Origin of the sequence: Klebsiella sp. K47, from assembly GCF_051858335.1 — a bacterium.
GTDB classification, from domain to species: Bacteria; Pseudomonadota; Gammaproteobacteria; order Enterobacterales; family Enterobacteriaceae; genus Klebsiella; species Klebsiella pneumoniae.
This window is the reverse complement of the sequence record NZ_JBPYUI010000041.1, coordinates 1-16,814: the sequence shown is the minus strand read 5'-3', so window position 1 is coordinate 16,814 and position 16,814 is coordinate 1. Positions and strand designations below refer to the sequence as shown.

Below are 16,814 nucleotides of genomic sequence, written 5' to 3'. Positions count from 1 at the left end.
CAGGATAACAGCACCCTGAAAATTATAAGACATCCGCCCATGATACTCGCATCCTCCGCCGAATTTCCGCCGGACGGCGGCACAAAGGGCATACAGACATTCACGGCAGATGTGGAAAAATTGGTCCTGACGCCACGGCGGTGTACCATCATGGCCAGGTCACTTTTCAACATCAACCGGAAATAACACATGACAACACGCGTGATTGCCCTGGATTTAGACGGCACCCTGCTTACCAGCAAAAAAACCATTCTGCCCGCTTCGCTGGAGGCGCTGGCCCGCGCCAGAGAGGCAGGCTATCAGGTCATCGTCGTCACCGGACGTCATCACGTCGCTATCCATCCTTTTTATCAGGCACTGGCTCTCGATACACCTGCAATTTGTTGTAATGGCACCTATTTGTATGATTATCACGCAAAAAAGGTTTTGGCCGCCGATCCTATGCCGGTAGAGCAAGCGGTAAGCCTCACTGCCATGCTCGCCAAACAGCAGATCCACGGCCTGGCATATGTGGACGACGCGATGCTTTATGAACACCCCACCGGGCATGTGATCCGCACCCGCAACTGGGCGCAGGCGTTACCGGAAGATCAGCGTCCGGTTTTCGCTCAGGTCGATTCGCTGGCGCAGGCGGTTCGCGAAGTTAACGCGGTATGGAAATTCGCTCTCACCGATGACGACATTCCCCGCCTGCAGCGGTTTGCGCAGCAGGTTGGCGAGACGCTGGGCCTCGAGTGCGAATGGTCGTGGCACGATCAGGTAGATATCGCGCGCGCCGGCAACAGTAAAGGCAAACGCCTGGCGCAATGGGTGGCCGACCAGGGGCTGTCGATGCAGGATGTGGTGGCCTTCGGCGATAACTACAACGATCTTAGCATGCTGGAAGCGGCGGGCACCGGGGTGGCGATGGGCAACGCGGTGGACGAGGTGAAAGCCCGCGCCAACATAGTCATCGGCGACAATGAGTCCACGAGCATCGCCGAGTTTATCTACCGCCAACTGCTGTAATCAGGCGGCGATCGACACGCTTTTGATCTGGGCAAACACCTGCTGACCTGGCGCTATCGCCAGGTCGTCCCGCGCCCATGGGCTAATCCTGGCCCATAGCAGACGGTCACTCACTCTGAGCTGCACTTCAATCTGTCCGTTGACCTCCAGACACTGAGCCACCTCGGCGCGCAAGATATTGCGGATGCTGGTCCCGGACGGCTGGGCCAGTGTCAGCGAAACGTCCGACGCCTGAATGCGGATCCGTGCGGTGTCGCCTGCGGGACGTTCGAGCCGGTTGACCCACAGCAACTGGTCCCCCAGCGCCAGGGCCGTCATCGCATACTGCGGGTGCTGCGCGGCGACGGTGGCGCTAAGGATCGTACTCTGCTGCTCCGCCGGCAGCCAGGGGTGCATCACGCTGCTGCTCCAGACCTCCTCCAGCGGACCGAAAGCTTTCACCTTACCGGCCTCCAGCACCAGCACACGATCGGCCAGATGCTGGATCTCATCCAGCGAGTGGCTGACGTAAAGCATCGGAATATGGATCTCCTGCGCCAGCCGCTGCAGGTAGGGCAATAGCTCGCGTTTGCGCGGAATGTCCAGCGAGGCCAGCGGCTCATCCAGCAGCAGTAGCTCTGGCGCGGTCAGCAGGGCGCGGCCGATAGCCACTCGCTGCTTTTCGCCGCCGGATAACCGGCCCGGCAGACGATCCAGCAAGGGCGCAATCCCCAGCAGATCCACCAGCTTATCGAACTGGCTGACCATGGATTTCGCCATCCCATACTGCAGATTGCCGCGCACTTTATAATGGGGAAACAGGCGCGCATCCTGAAAGACATAGCCGATACGGCGCTGCTCCGGCGCCAGGCAGATACGCTGCGCGGTGTCGTTCAGCACCCTGCCGTTGAGCACGATCCGCCCCGCCTGGGGTCGGGTCAGGCCGCTGATGGCGTTAATCAACGAGGTTTTGCCCGCGCCGGAGACGCCAAAGACGGCGGTGATCCCGCTGGCGGGCAGAGTTTCACGGATCTGCAGGCAGTGGCTACCGAGGGTCTGGGTAAAGTCCAGCTCCAGCATCATTATCCTCCCATGCGCTGGCGGCTCACGCGGGCCAGCCATTCCGAAATCAGCAGCGAAACCAGCGCCAGACCGATGGCGATGAGGCAGAGGCGGGCCGCCGCCCCCTCCCCGCCCGGGGTTTGAATCAAGGTATACATCGCCGAAGGGAGGGTGCGCGTTTCACCGGGAATATTGGAGACGAACGTGATGGTCGCGCCAAACTCCCCTAACGAGCGGGCGAAGGCCAGCACCGTGCCGACAATAATCCCCGGCAGAGTCAACGGCAACGTAATGGTCAAAAATACCCGCCAGCGGCTGGCCCCGAGGGTTCTCGCCGCTTGCTCCAGTTTGACGTCCACACCTTCCAGCGCCAGGCGAATGGCGCGCACCATCAGCGGGAAAGACATCACCGCCGCCGCCAGCACCGCCCCGCGCCAGCTAAAAGCAAAGCTGATGCCGAACCAGTCATACAGCCAGCTGCCAATAAACCCGCGCCGCCCCATGGCCACCAGCAGCAGGTACCCCACCACCACCGGAGGCAGCACCAGCGGCAGATGGAGAATACTGTCGAGCAGGGCCTTGCCGGGAAAGGTGCGCCGGACCAGCAGCCAGGAAAAAAAGATGCCAAAGGGCAGGCTCAAGGCCACCGCCAGGGAGGAGACTTTCAGGCTCAGCAGCACCGCCTGCCATTCGGGTTCGCTCAGAAACATCAGCGGGTGGTAAATCCGTAACGTTTAAAGATAGCGGACGCTTCCGGCCCTTTCAGGTAGTCATAAAAGGCGCTCACGGCCGCATTGCGGTGCCCATCGACAATCGCCAGCGGGTACTCGACTTTCTGATGCGAGGCTTCCGGGAAGGTGCCGACCACTTTCACCCCCTTGCTGGCCACGGCATCGGAGCCATAGACAATCCCCAGCGGCGCTTCGTTGCGCTCCACCAGCGCCAGCGCACCGCGCACGTCTTCAGCCGGGGCGAGCTTCGGCGACAACGTCTCCCAGGCACCGAGTTTCTGCAGTGCCTCTTTGGCATAGATACCGGCCGGGACATGCTGTGGATCGCCCACCGCCAGACGGCCTCCTTTCAGCAGGCTGGTCCAGTCGGTTTTCTCATCAATGGTTATCGCCCCCTGCGCACTGGCTTTCGGCGCGACCACCACCAGGCTGTTGCCAAGCAGAGTGGCGCGGGTTGCCGGATCGATGGCCTTTTTATCTGCCGCGTAATCCATCCATTTCTGATCGGCGGAGATAAACAGGTCCGCTGGCGCACCCGCTTCTATCTGCCGCGCCAGCGTCGACGACGAGGCAAACGACGACACGACCTCGACGTTTTTTTCTTTCTTGTACGCCTGGGCAATATCCTGCATCGCGTTGGTTAACGATGCGGCGGCGAAAACGGTCACTTTACCCTCTGCCGCCAGCGCCTGACCCGCGACGCACAGCGTGAGTGATACCCCGACAACCCCGCGTAACCAAGAACCTGCCATCTTACTCTCCTGTCAATGCGTTATGTAGTCGATAATATAACGATATGCGAAGCGTTTTTATAGTGACACAGGACAATAAAACGAAGGAAATGATACAGGAGGGAAATAGCACAGCGCCCGGTTAAACCGGGCGCCGGGAAATCAGTGATTTTGCTGGCTGCGATCTTTGTGGCCTACGCCGGAGAAGAGGTTGAACACTTCGCCAAGACCGTAAATCAGTCCCAGGATGACCGCCATCACCACCGGTACCATGATGACCGCAAAAACCAGACTTTTCAAAAGCTCTAACATGGTTCACTCCAGATAGTATGATTTCCTGATTGTAACGATTTCAGCCGAAAAAACACGTCCCATTTGTGCGGTGGGTAATGACCAACCGCGCAGAGAGGTTTTGCAAGTGGGCGACTATCGGTCACAATACCCTTTTTTGTCAGGAAACGATTATGCAGGCCGAAATTCTTCTCACCCTTAAGCTACAGCAGCGCCTGTTTGCCGATCCGCGGCGGATCGCCCTGCTCAAACAGATTGACCAGACCGGTTCGATAAGCCAGGGGGCGAAGCATGCGGGTATCAGCTATAAGAGCGCTTGGGATGCCATCAATGAGATGAACCAGCTCAGCGAACAGCCGCTGGTGGATCGCGCCACCGGCGGAAAGGGCGGCGGCGGCGCGGTGCTGACCCGCTACGGGCAGCGTCTGATCCAGCTGTACGATCTGCTGGCGCAGATCCAGCAGAAAGCGTTTGATGTACTCAGCGATGACGATGCCCTGCCGCTGGATAGCCTGCTGGCGGCCATCTCGCGCTTTTCCCTGCAGACCAGCGCCCGCAACCAGTGGTTCGGCACCATTACCGGCCGCGATCGCCAGCAGGTGCAGCAGCACGTGGAAGTACTGTTGGCTGACGGAAAAACCCGCCTGAACGTCGCCATCACCGCGCAAAGCGCTGAGAAGCTGGGACTCGATGAGGGCCAGGAGGTGCTGGTCCTGCTCAAAGCGCCATGGGTCGGCATCACCCTCGATCCCGCAGCAGCCCGCCAGGCCGATAACCAGCTGTCGGGACGTATCAGTCATATCGAATGCGGGTCCGGACAGTGCGAAGTACTGATGACCCTGGCGGACGGTCAAACCCTGTGCGCCACCCTGCCACAGGCGCAGGCCGCTGGCCTGGCGGAAGGAACGGAGGCGATCGCTTACTTCAATGCCGATCGCATCATCCTCGCGACGTTATGCTGACCCCATTGACATTACGCGCCTGAAGTCGTATCCCTGATGCACATCGCTGCAAAAAATGGGATACATCATGTCATCATTGCAAATTTCGCAAGGCACGTTTCGCCTGAGCGATACAAAGACCTTAAAAATAGACCACCTGAGCGTGGCGGCGGGTGAAAGCTGGGCGTTCGTCGGCAGCAACGGCAGCGGCAAATCCGCCCTCGCGCGGGCCCTGGCAGGCGACCTGACCCTGCTCAGCGGCCAGCGCGAAAGCCACTTCTCCCGCGTAATCCGCCTCTCCTTCGAGCAGTTGCAGAAGCTGGTCAGCGACGAGTGGCAGCGCAATAACACCGACCTGCTCAGCCCTGGCGAAGAAGATACCGGCCGCACCACCGCGGAGATTATCCAGGATGAGGTGAAAGATCCTGCCCGCTGCGCGCGCCTGGCCGAACAGTTTGGCATCAGCGCCCTGCTGGACCGCCGGTTTAAATACCTGTCGACCGGGGAAACGCGTAAGACCCTGCTGTGTCAGGCCCTGATGACCGATCCGCAACTGCTGATCCTCGATGAACCTTTCGACGGTCTCGACGTCAACTCCCGCCAGCAGCTGGCTGCCCTGCTGGCCGACCTGCACAGCGCTGGCATCACCCTGGTGCTGGTGCTCAACCGCTTCGATGAGATCCCGGAGTTTGTGCAATTCGCCGGCGTGCTGGCTGACTGCACCCTTAGCGAGACCGGCGAGAAGTCTTCCCTGCTGCAGCAGGCGCTGGTCGCCCAGCTGGCGCACAGTGAAAAACTGGACGGCATCACCCTGCCGGAGCCGGATGTCCCACCGGCCCGTCATGCGCTGGCAGACTCGGCGCCGCGTATCGTGCTCAACGACGGCGTGGTCTCCTATAACGATCGCCCGGTCATCAATCACCTCTCATGGACCGTGAATCCGGGCGAACACTGGCAGATCGTCGGTCCCAACGGCGCCGGTAAATCTACGCTGCTGAGCCTGGTCACCGGGGATCATCCGCAGGGCTACAGCAACGATCTCACGCTCTTTGGCCGCCGGCGCGGCAGCGGTGAGACCATCTGGGATATTAAAAAGCATATCGGCTACGTCAGCAGCAGCCTGCATCTGGACTACCGGGTCAGCACCAACGTCCGCAACGTCATCCTGTCGGGATATTTTGACTCGATCGGCATTTATCAGGCGGTCTCCGACAAGCAGCATAAGCTGGTGCAGCAATGGCTGGATATTCTCGGCATCGATAAGCGCACCGCCGACGCGCCGTTTCACAGTCTGTCGTGGGGCCAGCAGCGGCTGGCGCTTATCGTCCGCGCGCTGGTGAAGCATCCAACCCTGCTGATCCTCGATGAACCGCTGCAGGGGCTGGACCCCCTCAACCGCCAGCTGGTGCGCCGCTTTGTCGACGTGTTGATTGGCGAAGGGGCCACACAGCTGCTGTTTGTCTCGCACCATGCGGAAGATGCCCCGGACTGTATTACCCATCGCCTGGCGTTCGTTCCCAGTGGAGACGGTTACACTTATCAGCTCGGCCCCGTGGCCTGACGCCCCCTGCCGGGGATCGAAAGATCCCTGGTATTTTTCAGAAAAATAGCGCCAAAATAATATAATGACATGTTTTTAAAGCAAAATATATTCAATGATATCATTTCGCCCTTGAGTGTAAACGATTCCACTAACTTGCCCTATGTCACACTTTTCACTTCTTTGATATGCTATCTTCCTCACAAACGATAAGCCGAATGGAGCGAATCATGAAAGTTCTGGTTACAGGTGGTAGCGGTTACATTGGAAGTCATACCTGCGTTCAACTGCTGCAGCAGGGACACGAGGTGGTGATCCTCGACAATCTCTGCAACAGCAAACGCAGCGTACTGCCGGTGATTGAACGTCTCGGCGGCAAAGAAGCCACCTTTATTGAAGGCGATATTCGTAACGAAGCGCTGATGACGGAGATCCTCCACGATCACGCCATTGAGGCAGTGATCCACTTCGCCGGGCTGAAAGCCGTCGGGGAGTCCGTCGCCAAGCCGCTGGAATATTACGACAATAACGTCACCGGCACACTGAAATTAGTCTCTGCCATGCGCGCCGCTGGCGTGAAGAACTTTATCTTTAGCTCCTCCGCTACCGTCTACGGCGATCAGCCGAAAATCCCGTATGTCGAAAGCTTCCCGACCGGCACCCCGCAAAGCCCTTACGGCAAAAGCAAGCTGATGGTAGAGCAGATCCTGACCGACCTGCAGAAAGCCCAGCCGGAGTGGAGCATTGCCCTGCTGCGCTACTTCAACCCGGTCGGCGCCCACCCGTCGGGCGACATGGGGGAAGACCCGCAGGGGATCCCGAACAACCTGATGCCCTACATCGCCCAGGTCGCCGTTGGCCGTCGCGAATCGCTGGCCGTTTTTGGTAACGACTATCCGACCGAAGATGGTACCGGCGTGCGCGATTACATCCATGTGATGGACCTCGCCGATGGCCACGTCGCGGCCATGGAAAAACTGGCTGACAAAGCCGGGGTGCATATCTACAACCTTGGCGCCGGCGTCGGCAGCAGCGTGCTCGACGTAGTCAATGCTTTCAGCAAGGCCTGCGGCAAACCCATTAACTACCATTTCGCGCCGCGCCGCGATGGCGACCTCCCGGCCTACTGGGCGGATGCTGCCAAGGCCGACCGCGAGCTGAACTGGCGCGTAACGCGCAACCTGGACGAAATGGCGCAGGACACCTGGCACTGGCAGTCCCGTCATCCGCAGGGTTATCCAGACTAAGGAACCTTCATGAGCGTATTTAACCCCGTTGACCATCCACATCGTCGTTATAACCCGTTAACCGGACAGTGGATTCTGGTTTCCCCGCATCGCGCCAAGCGCCCCTGGCAGGGGGCGCAGGAAACGCCGGCAAAACAGACCTTGCCGGCCCACGATCCGGACTGTTTCCTGTGCCCGGGCAACACCCGGGTGACCGGCGACACCAACCCGAATTACACCGGTACCTACGTATTTACCAACGACTTTGCGGCCCTGATGACCGACACCCCGGACGCACCGGAGAGTGACGATCCGCTGATGCGCTGCCAGAGCGCCCGCGGCACCAGTCGGGTCATCTGCTTCTCGCCAGACCACAGCAAAACGCTGCCGGAACTGAGCCTTGAAGCGCTGGAAGACGTGGTTAAAACGTGGCAGGAACAGACCGCGGACCTCGGGAAAAGCTACCCGTGGGTGCAGGTTTTTGAAAACAAAGGGGCAGCGATGGGCTGCTCCAACCCTCACCCGCATGGTCAGGTGTGGGCCAACAGTTTCCTGCCCAATGAAGCGGAACGGGAAGACCGTCTGCAGAAAGAGTATTACGCCGCACAGGGCCAGCCGATGCTGCTGGACTATGTGCAGCGCGAACTGGCCGACGGCAGCCGCACGGTGGCGGACACCGAGCACTGGCTGGCGGTGGTGCCCTACTGGGCCGCCTGGCCGTTCGAAACGCTGCTGTTGCCGAAAGCGCACGTGCAGCGCATAACCGATCTCACCGACGCCCAGCGCAGCGATCTGGCGCTGGCGTTGAAAAAGCTGACCAGCCGTTACGACAACCTGTTCCAGTGCTCATTCCCCTACTCCATGGGCTGGCACGGCGCGCCGTTTAACGACGAAGACCATAACCACTGGCAGCTTCATGCCCACTTTTATCCGCCGCTGCTGCGCTCCGCGACGGTCCGCAAGTTTATGGTTGGTTATGAGATGCTGGCCGAAACTCAGCGCGATCTGACCGCCGAGCAAGCTGCCGAACGACTGCGCGCCGTCAGCGACGTCCATTTTCGTGAATCCGGAGTGTAATGATGAGTCTGAAAGAGAAAACCCAAACCCTGTTCGCTGACGCCTTCGGCTACCCGGCCAGCCATGTCATTCAAGCGCCAGGCCGCGTCAACCTGATCGGCGAGCATACCGATTACAACGACGGTTTTGTGCTCCCCTGCGCTATCGACTACCAGACGGTGATCAGCTGTGCGCCGCGCGACGATCGTACGGTGCGGGTGATTGCCGCTGATTACGACAATCAGACCGATGAGTTCTCTCTCGACGCGCCGATTATCAGCCACGACACCCAGCAGTGGTCGAACTATGTCCGCGGCGTGGTAAAGCATCTGCAGCAGCGGAACAGCCACTTTGGCGGCGCGGATCTGGTGATCAGCGGCAATGTACCGCAGGGTGCGGGGTTAAGCTCCTCAGCCTCGCTGGAAGTCGCCGTCGGCACCGTGTTCCAACAGCTGTATCATCTGCCGCTGGATGGCGCGCAAATCGCCCTCAACGGCCAGGAGGCGGAAAACCAGTTCGTCGGCTGCAACTGCGGCATCATGGATCAGCTGATTTCAGCGCTGGGCAAAAAAGACCACGCGCTGCTGATCGACTGCCGTTCGCTAGGCACCAAAGCCGTCTCGATGCCGAAAGGCGTGGCGGTGGTGATCATCAACAGCAACTTTAAGCGCACTCTCGTCGGCAGCGAGTACAACACCCGTCGTGAACAGTGCGAAACCGGCGCGCGCTTCTTCCAGCAGCCCGCCCTGCGCGATGTCACCCTTGAGCAATTTAACGCCGTCGCCCATGAGCTGGATCCGGTGGTCGCGAAGCGCGTACGCCATGTGCTGACGGAGAATGCCCGCACTGTGGAAGCCGCCAGCGCCCTCGAAAAAGGCGACCTGAAGCGGATGGGTGAGCTGATGGCAGAGTCCCACGCCTCGATGCGTGATGATTTCGAGATCACCGTCCCGCAGATCGACACCCTGGTGGAGATCGTTAAGGCCGCGATCGGCGATAAGGGCGGCGTGCGCATGACCGGCGGCGGCTTTGGCGGCTGCGTGGTAGCGTTAATCCCGGAAGAACTGGTCGATACCGTTCAGCAGGCCGTTGCCAACGAGTATGAAGCGAAAACCGGTATTAAAGAGACATTCTATGTCTGCAAACCGTCACAGGGGGCCGGGCAATGCTAACGCAAACCACCGCGCTGGCCCCGGACGGTCAGCCATGGCAGCAGGTGACCCTGCGCAATAAGTCGGGGATGACCGTCACCGTGGCGGACTGGGGCGCGACGCTGCTCAGCGCCGAGGTGCCGTTGGCCGATGGCAGCCTGCGCCGACCGCTGCTGGGCTGCGCAAAGTTGGAAGACTATGCTCGCCAGGCCGCATTTCTTGGCGCCTCGGTAGGCCGCTACGCCAACCGTATCGGCCACAGCCGCTTCCCGCTTGACGGCCAGGTCGTCAACGTCACGCCGTCAAACGACGCGGGTCACCAGCTCCACGGCGGCCCGGAAGGATTTGATAAGCGCCGCTGGCGCATTGTCCGCGCCGACGAGCAGGAAGTGCTGTTCGCCCTGACCTCGCCCGATGGCGATCAAGGCTTTCCGGGCACCCTGCAGGCCACCGCGCACTATCGTCTGACCGACGATAACCGCATCGCGATTACCTATCGCGCCACCGTGGACCAACCCTGCCCGGTGAATATGACCAATCACGTCTATTTCAACCTCGACGGTGAGCAGGGCGATGTGCGCCAGCATCAGCTCCAGATCCTCGCCCAGAGGTATCTGCCGGTGGAAAGCGACGGTATCCCGGGTGGCGAACTGAAAGATGTTGCTAACACCAGCTTTGATTTCCGCCAGCCGAAAACCATCGCCGCCGACTTCCTCGCGGATGCCGATCAGCAAAAGGTGAAGGGATACGATCATGCCTTCCTGCTGGATGCCAAAGGCGACGCCAGCCAGCCTGCGGCACAGGTCTGGTCGCAGGATGGCAAGCTGCAGATGACGGTCTATACCTCCGCTCCGGCGCTGCAGTTTTACTCCGGCAACTATCTCGGCGGCACCCCGTCGCAGACGACGGAGCCCTACGCCGACTGGCAGGGGCTGGCGCTGGAGAGCGAATTCCTGCCGGATTCGCCGAACCATCCGCAATGGCCGCAGCCGGACTGTGTATTACGTCCGGGCCAGGAGTACGTCAGCCTGACGGAATATCAGTTTATCGCCCGATAATCGCCAGCGCCCTCCATCAGGGGGCGCTGCTTTTCGTCCCCGCCCTCCTCTCTGCCGCCTCTTTTTTCAGCAACCTGCTCTATTTTCCGTCACCAAAGGACAAAAAAATAACCTGTGTATTACAAGCACCTTACACTGCGCCACTATTTTCGCTATGGTTAGGGATAAGCATTGCCGTGCGCCAAATCACGGCAATATAATGAGAATAGTTATCAATCAATAACACATACACCATCACATTCAGCGCACCGTTCGCGGCGCGAGGGATGGCGTGTAGAGAGGAGTGAGAGAATGGCTGTAACTAAGCTGGTACTGGTTCGTCATGGCGAAAGCCAGTGGAACAACGAAAACCGCTTCACCGGTTGGTACGACGTGGATCTGTCCGAGAAAGGCGTTAGCGAAGCGAAAGCAGCGGGTAAACTGCTGAAGGCTGAAGGCTTCAGCTTTGATTTTGCTTATACCTCCGTGCTGAAACGTGCCATCCACACCCTGTGGAACGTGCTGGACGAACTGGATCAGGCCTGGCTGCCGGTTGAGAAATCCTGGAAGCTGAACGAGCGTCATTACGGCGCGCTGCAGGGCCTGAACAAAGCGGAAACCGCTGAAAAATACGGTGACGAGCAGGTTAAACAGTGGCGTCGCGGCTTCGCTGTCACTCCGCCGGAGCTGACCAAAGACGACGAGCGCTACCCGGGCCACGATCCGCGCTATGCAAAACTGACCGACGCCGAACTGCCGACCACTGAAAGCCTGGCGCTGACCATCGACCGCGTCGTGCCTTACTGGAACGAAACCATTCTGCCGCGCCTGAAAAGCGGTGAGCGCGTGATCATCGCCGCTCACGGTAACTCCCTGCGCGCGCTGGTGAAATACCTCGACAACATGGGCGAAGACGAGATCCTCGAACTGAACATCCCGACCGGCGTACCGCTGGTATATGAGTTCGATGAAAACTTCAAGCCGATCAAACATTACTATCTGGGCAACGCGGAAGAGATCGCGGCGAAAGCTGCTGCCGTCGCCAACCAGGGTAAAGCGAAGTAATTTCTCCTGGTGAGAACAAAAAAGCGTGGAAATCTCCACGCTTTTTTTATGACCTGCGCTAGCGCGGAGTAGCTTAGCCGCGGCGGGTTTTCACCGCTTCCGCCAGCTGACGCAGGATCGTTTCGGTATCCTCCCAGCCGATGCAGGCGTCGGTGACGCTCTTGCCGTAGGTCAGCGGTTCACCGCTCTCGAGGCTCTGGTTGCCTTCCACCAGATGGCTTTCAATCATCACGCCCATAATGGCGCGCTCGCCGCCGGCGATCTGCTGGCATACGTCGGCGCCCACTTCCATCTGCTTCTTGAACTGCTTGCTGGAGTTGGCATGGCTGAAGTCGATCATCACCTGGGCCGGAAGACCCGCTTTCGCCAGACCGATTTTCACCTCCGCCACGTGCTTCGCGCTGTAGTTAGGCTCTTTGCCGCCGCGCAAAATAATATGGCAGTCGCCGTTACCGCTGGTATTCACGATGGCGGAGTGGCCCCACTTGGTGACCGACAGGAAACAGTGCGGCGCGCCGGCGGCGTTAATCGCATCGATAGCCACCTTGATGGTGCCATCGGTACCGTTTTTAAAGCCCACCGGGCAGGAGAGTCCGGAGGCGAGCTCACGGTGCACCTGGGATTCGGTGGTACGCGCGCCAATGGCGCCCCAGCTCATCAGATCGGCGACATACTGCGGGGTGATCATATCGAGGAATTCCCCCGCCGCCGGCAGGCCGCTGTCGTTAATGTCCAGCAGCAGTTTGCGCGCGATGCGCAACCCGTCGTTGATGCGGAAGCTGTTATCCATATGGGGATCGTTGATGAGCCCTTTCCAGCCGACGGTGGTGCGCGGTTTTTCAAAATAGACCCGCATGACGATCTCGAGCTCGCCCTTCAGCGCCTCGCGCAGGGTCAGCAGGCGGGCGGCATACTCTTTCGCCGCTGCCGGATCGTGAATAGAACAAGGCCCAATCACCACCAGCAGACGGTCATCGTCGCCTTTGAGGATCTGATGGATCGCTTTGCGAGCATGTGCAACGGTGTTTGCAGCATTTTCGGTAGCAGGGAATTTTTCCAGGAGCGCAACGGGAGGTAATAATTCGTTGATCTCTTTAATGCGTAAATCGTCGTTCTGATAATTCATCTTCTTTCCAGCGTTGCCATACTTATTCAATGAAATGCAATCCCTCCAATCTATCTCTTCGCTGAAATAGTGTAAACGTGATTTTACAGTAGTGATGGAATAATCCTGGAAATAGGCAAAAATACGCCATAAAGTAGCGAAACCAGGCTCATGAACTACAATATTTAACTGTTAAAGCTAATTAAGTCTTACGTTTCAGGATTATATAGTGACACTGCGATCGTCTGCGGAGTCTTAAACCATAGCGAGTCAGATCCCTGGCACACTCACCGCGGGAAGCGCATTTCCCCTTCCCGGCTTAACAGGAGTATCCGATGAATATGAAAAAACTGACGACCCTTTTGCTCACCGCCACCTTAGGTCTTGCCAGCGGCGCGGCCCTGGCGGCAGACACCGGCGCCCAGTCCAATAATGGCCAGGCCAACTCTTCCGCGGATGCCGGTCAGGTGGCGCCGGATGCCCGTGAGAACGTGGCGCCGAACAACGTGGACAATAGTCAGATCAACTCTGGCTCTGGGGGCACCACGGGCTCGACGATGACCCAGGATAATATGTCGAGCGATGAGGTACATAAAAACTCGATGTGTAAAGACGGCCGCTGTCCGGACATCGGTAAAAAACTGGACAACGGCGGCAATACGACCCAAGACAACAGCAAAACCGACGGCACCACCCAGTAACACATGAGGTGGGCAGATCGAAGAAAAGGCGAGCCGGTCTCGCCTTTTCTTCGTTTTTTATCGCTCTCTGTTTATGATGTCATAGCGTAATAATGATAACTATTAAGGGACGACACTATGGCGCACTCGCATTCGCACTCCTCTGTCCAGGCTCCGGATAACAGCAACGCCCGCCGGCTGCTATGGGCGTTTATCGTCACCGCCGGCTTTATGCTGATTGAAGCCGTCGGCGGCGCGATCTCCGGCTCGCTGGCCCTGCTGGCGGATGCCGGCCATATGCTCACCGACTCCGCCGCTCTGCTGTTTGCGCTGCTGGCGGTTCGCTTCGCCAGCCGCCCACCAAATGCCCGCCATACCTTTGGCTGGTTGCGTTTAACCACCCTGGCGGCGTTTCTCAATGCTATTGCTCTGGTGGTGATCACCATGCTGATTGTCTGGGAGGCGATTCAGCGCTTCCAGCATCCGCAGCCGGTAGCCGGCGTGACGATGATGGTCATTGCAGTCGCCGGTCTGCTGGCCAACGTGCTGGCGTTTTGGATCCTACATCGGGGTAGCGAGGAGCGGAATCTTAACGTACGCGCCGCAGCGCTACACGTGCTTGGCGACCTGCTGGGCTCGGTCGGCGCGATCGTGGCGGCCGTGGTGATCCTCACCACCGGCTGGACGCCTGTCGACCCGATTCTTTCCGTGCTGGTTTCCTGCCTGGTATTACGTAGTGCCTGGCGATTACTGAAAGAGAGTCTGAATGAATTGCTGGAAGGCGCGCCGCGTTCGCTGGATGTGGCGGCCCTGCAGCGGGATATCCGTCGCTCTATCCCGGAGGTACGCGATGTTCACCACGTCCACGTCTGGCTGGTGGGGGAAAAACCGGTGATGACGCTCCATGTACAGGTCGTTCCACCGCACGACCATGACGCGTTACTCAACCGCATCCTGCATTTCCTGGAACATAAATATGAAATTGCGCATGCCACGGTGCAGATGGAGTACCAGCCCTGCAGCGGCCCGGAGTGCCATCTCAACACGATGCACGCCGGGCACGATCATCACCACCACCATTAGCCAGAAAACGCGTGAGAACCTCGCTCACGCGCGCTGTTTATCCACATCCGGCTGCCGTTCAACGCAATGAACGTCAGCAAGAGGTATTCCAGCGACATGGCATAGACGCCCTGACGGGCAAAAATCACCACGCTTATCACGTTGACGATCACCCACAGCAGCCAGTTTTCAACATACTTGCGGGTCATTAAGATCATCGCCACCACCGACAGCACCGTCATGCAGGAGTCCCAGAACGGGAAAGCATCCGGCTGCAGTTCCGGCATAGTGACCTGCAAACCGAGCGCTTGCATCAGGCTGACCGCGATCCGCGTCAGGAAAGCAAAGAACGGGTTGATAAACAGGGTCAGCAAGCCGATCGCTACCACGCAGGCCGCCAGCCAGCCCAGCGCTTTGCTGCGCGGCAGCCAGCGGATCTGCAGCTCAGCCTCATGGTTGCTGCTTTGTCGCGACCATGCATACCAGCCGTAAACGTTAGCGGCAAAAAAGAACAGCTGCAGCAGCAGGCTGGCGTACAGCTGGATCTGAAAGAAGATGATGGCGAACAGCGTGACGTTGACCAGCCCGAAAGCATAGTTACTGATCTTCTCCAGGCTCGCCAGCCAGATACACAACAGCCCGGCAATCGTCCCCACGGCCTCTATCCAGGAGAGATCGTACCCCCCAGCGCCGATGGGTATATGTACTAAAATATTCTGCGTGCTAAAAAAATCCATTTCCTCCCCTCAGCGTCTGGCGACGCGACAATAGGTTATCCCCGTAGTGTAGCCGCAAAATCCAGCATCCGGTTAAGGGGAATTAATGCGCCGGTTCGCAGCGCTTCGTCGACATGGATTTCATGTGCAGCGCCGCCCTGCTCGAGACCCTCGGCAATGGCTTTCAGGCCATTCATCGCCATCCACGGACAATGCGCGCAGCTGCGACAGGTCGCTCCTTCGCCGGCGGTGGGCGCTTCCAGCAGCGTTTTCTCCGGCACCGCCTGCTGCATTTTATAGAAAATACCGCGATCGGTGGCCACGATCAGCTGGCGCTGGGGCAGGCTTTTCGCCGCCGCAATCAGCTGGCTGGTGGAGCCTACGGCATCGGCCATCTCAACGATCGCCTGCGGCGACTCGGGATGGACCAGCACGGCGGCTTCGGGATGCAGAGCCTTCATCCGCATCAACGCCTGGGTTTTAAACTCGTCGTGCACGATGCACGCCCCCTGCCAGCACAGCACGTCTGCGCCGGTCTGACGCTGAACGTAACGCCCAAGGTGGCGGTCCGGCGCCCAGAGGATCTTTTGACCAAGACTATCCAGATGGTCAATGAGTTCCACGGCGATGCTGGAGGTCACCACCCAGTCGGCGCGGGCCTTCACCGCGGCGGACGTATTGGCATAGACCACGACGGTGCGGTCAGGATGGGCGTCGCAAAAGGCGTTGAATTCCTCAATCGGACAGCCCAGATCCAATGAACACTCGGCGTTCAGGGTCGGCATCAAAATGGTCTTTTCCGGGCTGAGGATTTTGGCGGTTTCCCCCATAAAACGCACCCCGGCGACCAGCAGCGTGGAGGCCGAATGGCGGGCGCCAAAGCGCGCCATCTCCAGCGAGTCGGCGATACAGCCGCCGGTCTCTTCCGCCAGCTGTTGAATTTCAGGATCGGTGTAGTAATGCGCCACCATCACGGCATCGCGCTCGCGCAGCAGGCGCTTGATTTTTTCGCGGTAAAACTGCTTTTCGTCGACGGTCAGCGGCTGCGGTTTAGCAGGGAAAGGATAAATCGCCGTTTCAGGATCAAACATTACGCTCATCATGCAATCTCGTTTTACTGGCTTAACTCTACAACCGTCAGTATGGCCTGTCGGCGGCTTAACACGGTCATGGTGTTTTATATGCTAAACAAGATAGCCGATTACGAGCTAAAAGTCGTGATGAATTTTGTACATCAAACCCTATTCCCGGGGACGATGCTACGCATCTGCCCGAACGACCGGTTCGTATCCTGTGCAGGCACGGTAAGCGCAGCGTGACCGTGGGAAAATGATGAATTAAGAAATTATTAACATTGATGAGTGGCAGGGAAATGCAGATAGCAAAAAGGCGCCTTTAGGGCGCCTTTTTACATTGGTGGGTCGTGCAGGATG

At 58.7% G+C, this 16,814-nt stretch carries 18 protein-coding genes; 11 read left to right on the top strand and 7 right to left on the bottom strand.

Annotated features, from left to right (window positions below; all coding sequences use genetic code 11):
- Window positions 1–189 precede the first annotated feature (189 nt).
- Window positions 190–1,008 carry a pyridoxal phosphatase gene (locus RRF55_RS25290; RefSeq protein ID WP_002895164.1) on the top strand — a complete coding sequence of 273 codons (819 nt, stop codon included), beginning with the start codon at window positions 190–192 and terminating at the stop codon, window positions 1,006–1,008.
- Here the strand turns inward: RRF55_RS25290 and modC are convergent, their stop codons facing one another.
- The 4 genes from modC to RRF55_RS25270 all read right to left on the bottom strand — a co-directional run bounded on the left by modC (window position 1,009) and on the right by RRF55_RS25270 (window position 3,823).
- Entirely contained in the window at window positions 1,009–2,067 is a 1,059-nt protein-coding gene (modC, locus tag RRF55_RS25285) for a molybdenum ABC transporter ATP-binding protein ModC (protein ID WP_004179075.1), read from the bottom strand. It lies immediately after the preceding gene.
- A 2-nt stretch (window positions 2,068–2,069) separates the two neighbouring features.
- A complete protein-coding gene (gene modB / locus RRF55_RS25280; RefSeq protein WP_002895159.1) occupies window positions 2,070–2,759 on the bottom strand; it encodes a molybdate ABC transporter permease subunit in 690 nt (229 codons plus the stop codon).
- Window positions 2,759–3,532, bottom strand: coding sequence for a molybdate ABC transporter substrate-binding protein (modA, locus tag RRF55_RS25275; protein ID WP_004176834.1), 774 nt, complete (start codon window positions 3,530–3,532; stop codon window positions 2,759–2,761). Before modA ends, modB begins: the two co-directional genes overlap by 1 nt.
- A gap of 141 nt (window positions 3,533–3,673) precedes the next feature.
- Complete coding sequence (locus RRF55_RS25270; protein WP_002895156.1) at window positions 3,674–3,823, bottom strand: AcrZ family multidrug efflux pump-associated protein; 150 nt, start codon at window positions 3,821–3,823, stop codon at window positions 3,674–3,676.
- Between the two features lie 152 nt (window positions 3,824–3,975).
- On the opposite strand from RRF55_RS25270, the gene modE reads away from it, so the two are divergent.
- The 7 genes from modE (at window position 3,976) to gpmA (ending at window position 11,818) form a co-directional block, all read left to right on the top strand.
- Window positions 3,976–4,764, top strand: a complete 789-nt coding sequence (modE, locus tag RRF55_RS25265; protein ID WP_002895154.1) for a molybdenum-dependent transcriptional regulator — start codon at window positions 3,976–3,978, stop codon at window positions 4,762–4,764.
- Window positions 4,765–4,831: 67 nt separating this feature from the next.
- Complete coding sequence (gene modF / locus RRF55_RS25260; protein WP_130974919.1) at window positions 4,832–6,304, top strand: molybdate ABC transporter ATP-binding protein ModF; 1,473 nt, start codon at window positions 4,832–4,834, stop codon at window positions 6,302–6,304.
- A 209-nt stretch (window positions 6,305–6,513) separates the two neighbouring features.
- Window positions 6,514–7,530 (top strand): UDP-glucose 4-epimerase GalE, encoded by a 1,017-nt coding sequence (gene galE / locus RRF55_RS25255; RefSeq protein WP_004183448.1) that lies wholly within the window; start codon window positions 6,514–6,516, stop codon window positions 7,528–7,530.
- Window positions 7,531–7,539: 9 nt separating this feature from the next.
- Entirely contained in the window at window positions 7,540–8,586 is a 1,047-nt protein-coding gene (gene galT / locus RRF55_RS25250) for a galactose-1-phosphate uridylyltransferase (protein WP_064277256.1), read from the top strand.
- A 2-nt stretch (window positions 8,587–8,588) separates the two neighbouring features.
- Window positions 8,589–9,737, top strand: coding sequence for a galactokinase (gene galK, locus RRF55_RS25245; protein WP_004176842.1), 1,149 nt, complete (start codon window positions 8,589–8,591; stop codon window positions 9,735–9,737).
- Window positions 9,731–10,774, top strand: coding sequence for a galactose-1-epimerase (galM, locus tag RRF55_RS25240; RefSeq protein ID WP_004142169.1), 1,044 nt, complete (start codon window positions 9,731–9,733; stop codon window positions 10,772–10,774). The genes galK and galM overlap by 7 nt, the downstream gene beginning before the upstream one ends.
- Before the next feature lie 291 nt (window positions 10,775–11,065).
- Window positions 11,066–11,818 (top strand): 2,3-diphosphoglycerate-dependent phosphoglycerate mutase, encoded by a 753-nt coding sequence (gene gpmA / locus RRF55_RS25235; RefSeq protein ID WP_002895089.1) that lies wholly within the window; start codon window positions 11,066–11,068, stop codon window positions 11,816–11,818.
- Window positions 11,819–11,891: 73 nt separating this feature from the next.
- On the opposite strand, the gene aroG is transcribed toward gpmA, so the two are convergent.
- Window positions 11,892–12,944 carry a 3-deoxy-7-phosphoheptulonate synthase AroG gene (gene aroG / locus RRF55_RS25230; protein WP_002895086.1) on the bottom strand — a complete coding sequence of 351 codons (1,053 nt, stop codon included), beginning with the start codon at window positions 12,942–12,944 and terminating at the stop codon, window positions 11,892–11,894.
- A 314-nt stretch (window positions 12,945–13,258) separates the two neighbouring features.
- On the opposite strand from aroG, the gene RRF55_RS25225 reads away from it, so the two are divergent.
- Both RRF55_RS25225 and zitB read left to right on the top strand, forming a co-directional pair.
- Window positions 13,259–13,624, top strand: coding sequence for a YbgS-like family protein (locus RRF55_RS25225; RefSeq protein WP_117024795.1), 366 nt, complete (start codon window positions 13,259–13,261; stop codon window positions 13,622–13,624).
- Window positions 13,625–13,741: 117 nt separating this feature from the next.
- Window positions 13,742–14,686 carry a CDF family zinc transporter ZitB gene (gene zitB, locus RRF55_RS25220; protein ID WP_004147641.1) on the top strand — a complete coding sequence of 315 codons (945 nt, stop codon included), beginning with the start codon at window positions 13,742–13,744 and terminating at the stop codon, window positions 14,684–14,686.
- On the opposite strand, the gene pnuC is transcribed toward zitB, so the two are convergent.
- Both pnuC and nadA read right to left on the bottom strand, forming a co-directional pair.
- Complete coding sequence (gene pnuC / locus RRF55_RS25215; RefSeq protein ID WP_004151689.1) at window positions 14,683–15,402, bottom strand: nicotinamide riboside transporter PnuC; 720 nt, start codon at window positions 15,400–15,402, stop codon at window positions 14,683–14,685. The genes zitB and pnuC overlap by 4 nt on opposite strands.
- Before the next feature lie 35 nt (window positions 15,403–15,437).
- Window positions 15,438–16,481: a quinolinate synthase NadA gene (gene nadA, locus RRF55_RS25210; protein ID WP_004176847.1), complete on the bottom strand. Its 1,044-nt coding sequence runs from the start codon at window positions 16,479–16,481 to the stop codon at window positions 15,438–15,440.
- A 69-nt stretch (window positions 16,482–16,550) separates the two neighbouring features.
- Between nadA and RRF55_RS25205 the strand changes: the two genes are divergently transcribed.
- Window positions 16,551–16,700 (top strand): hypothetical protein, encoded by a 150-nt coding sequence (locus RRF55_RS25205; RefSeq protein ID WP_032423917.1) that lies wholly within the window; start codon window positions 16,551–16,553, stop codon window positions 16,698–16,700.
- The last annotated feature ends 114 nt before the right edge of the window (window positions 16,701–16,814 follow it).